We start from the raw sequence: 2126 nt of genomic DNA, 5'->3' as shown, positions 1-2126 counted from the left end.
CCGGCGGCGCGACGGCGCTGGGCGACGGGCTGACGCCGGGCGGCGGGCTCTTATCGGGGGGAGACGTCGATGAGCGCCCACCCCGGCAGCAGCCGCTACCCGCACCTGCTCAGCCCGCTCGACCTCGGCTTCACCACCCTGCCCAACCGCGTGATCATGGGCTCCATGCACGTCGGCCTGGAGGAGGCCCCCGGCGGCTACGAGCGGATGGCCGCCTTCTACGCCGAACGGGCCCGCGGCGGCGTCGGCCTGATCGTCACCGGCGGCATCGCCCCCAACGAGGCCGGGCGCCCCTGGGAGGGCGGCGCGATGCTGACCACCGAGGAGGAGGCCGACAAGCACCGGACCGTCACCGACGCGGTGCACGCCGCCGGCGGCAGGATCGCCCTCCAGATCCTCCACTTCGGCCGCTACGCCTACCACCCCGACCTCGTCGCCCCCAGCGCGATCCAGGCCCCGATCAGCCCCTTCGCGCCCAACGCGCTCACCGCCGAGCAGGTCGAGCAGACCATCGAGGACTTCGCCCGCTGCGCCGAACTCGCCCGCCGCGCCGGGTACGACGGCGTTGAGATCATGGGCTCCGAGGGCTACCTGATCAACGAGTTCGTCGTCGCCGCGACCAACCACCGCGAGGACGAGTGGGGCGGCCCGTACGAGCGGCGGATGCGCTTCCCGGTGGAGATCGTCCGCCGGGTCCGCGAGCGCGTCGGCGAGGACTTCATCATCGTCTACCGCCTCTCCATGCTCGACCTGGTGCCCGGCGGCTCCACCCTGGACGAGGTCGTGCAGCTGGCCCAGGCCGTCGAGGCCGCCGGGGCGACCATCATCAACAGCGGCATCGGCTGGCACGAGGCCCGCATCCCCACCATCGCCACCTCGGTGCCGCGCGGCGCCTTCGCCTGGGTCACGAAGAAGGTGATGGGCAAGGTCGGCATCCCGCTGGTCACCACCAACCGCATCAACACCCCCGAGATCGCCGAGCGCCTGCTCGCCGAGGGCAGCGCCGACCTGGTCTCGATGGCCCGCCCGCTGCTCGCCGACGCCGACTTCGTCGCCAAGGCCCGGGACGACCGCGCCGAGGCCATCAACACCTGCATCGGCTGCAACCAGGCCTGCCTCGACCACACCTTCAACCTCCAGATCACCTCCTGCCTGGTCAACCCGCGCGCCTGCCACGAGACCGAACTCGTCCTCGGCCCCACCCGATCGCGCAAGCGGATCGGCGTCGTCGGAGCCGGCCCCGCCGGCCTCGCCTGCGCCGTCTCCGCCGCCGAGCGCGGCCACGACGTCACCCTGTACGACGCCGCCGAGACGATCGGCGGACAGCTGAACATCGCCCGGCGCATCCCCGGCAAGGAGGAGTTCGACGAGACACTGCGCTACTTCCGCACCCGGCTGGCCGAGTTGGCCGTCACGCTGCGGCTCGGCGCGACCGTCACCGCCGAACAGCTGGCCGAGCAGGGCCACGACGAGATCGTCCTCGCCACCGGCGTCACCCCGCGAACTCCCGCCGACATCCCCGGAATCGACCACCCCAGCGTGCTCGGCTACCTCGACGTGCTGCGCGACGGCGCGACGGTCGGCGAGCGGGTCGCCATCCTCGGCGCGGGCGGCATCGGCTTCGACGTGGCCGAGTTCCTCACCGACCCGGGCGACGCGGCCAGCCTCAACCCGCCCGCGTTCCAGGCCAAGTGGGGCATCGACCCGGACTACCGCGAGCGCGGCGGCCTGCGCGCCCCGGAGCGGCCCAAGCCCCCGCGCAGCGTCCACCTGCTCCAGCGCAGGACCGGCAAGGTCGGCGCCGGCCTCGGCAGGACCACCGGCTGGATCCATCGCACCGAGCTCAAGCACCGCGGCGTGGTGATGGTCCCCGGCGTCACCTACGACCTGATCGACGACGCCGGCCTGCACCTCACCGTCGACGGCGAGCGCCAACTGCTGCCCGTGGACACCGTCGTGCTCTGCACCGGCCAGGAGCCGCGCCGCGACCTGTACGAGGCGCTGCGCGAGCGCGGCCTGCCGGCGCACCTGATCGGCGGCGCCGACGTGGCCGCCGAACTGGACGCCAAGCGGGCCATCAAGCAGGGCACCGAACTGGCCGCCACCCTCTGACCCGGTCCGTACCC

General features: G+C 73.1%; 1 protein-coding gene. It reads left to right on the top strand.

Annotated features, from left to right (window positions below; translation table 11 throughout):
* Window positions 1–69 precede the first annotated feature (69 nt).
* The gene (locus ACIQOV_RS38680; protein WP_401055497.1) at window positions 70–2112 is read left to right on the top strand and encodes an FAD-dependent oxidoreductase; all 2043 of its coding nucleotides are present in this window, start codon (window positions 70–72) and stop codon (window positions 2110–2112) included.
* Window positions 2113–2126: the final 14 nt, after the last annotated feature.

Source organism: Kitasatospora sp. NPDC091257 (assembly GCF_044757675.1).
GTDB lineage: Bacteria > Actinomycetota > Actinomycetes > Streptomycetales > Streptomycetaceae > Kitasatospora > Kitasatospora lactacystinica.
This window is presented reverse-complemented; position numbering and strand designations above follow the sequence as displayed.

Coding starts and splice junctions, on each gene's coding strand:
- ACIQOV_RS38680 (WP_401055497.1), top strand. CDS start 70: ATGAGCGCCCACCCCGGCAGCAGCCGCTACCCGCACCTGCTCAGCCCG.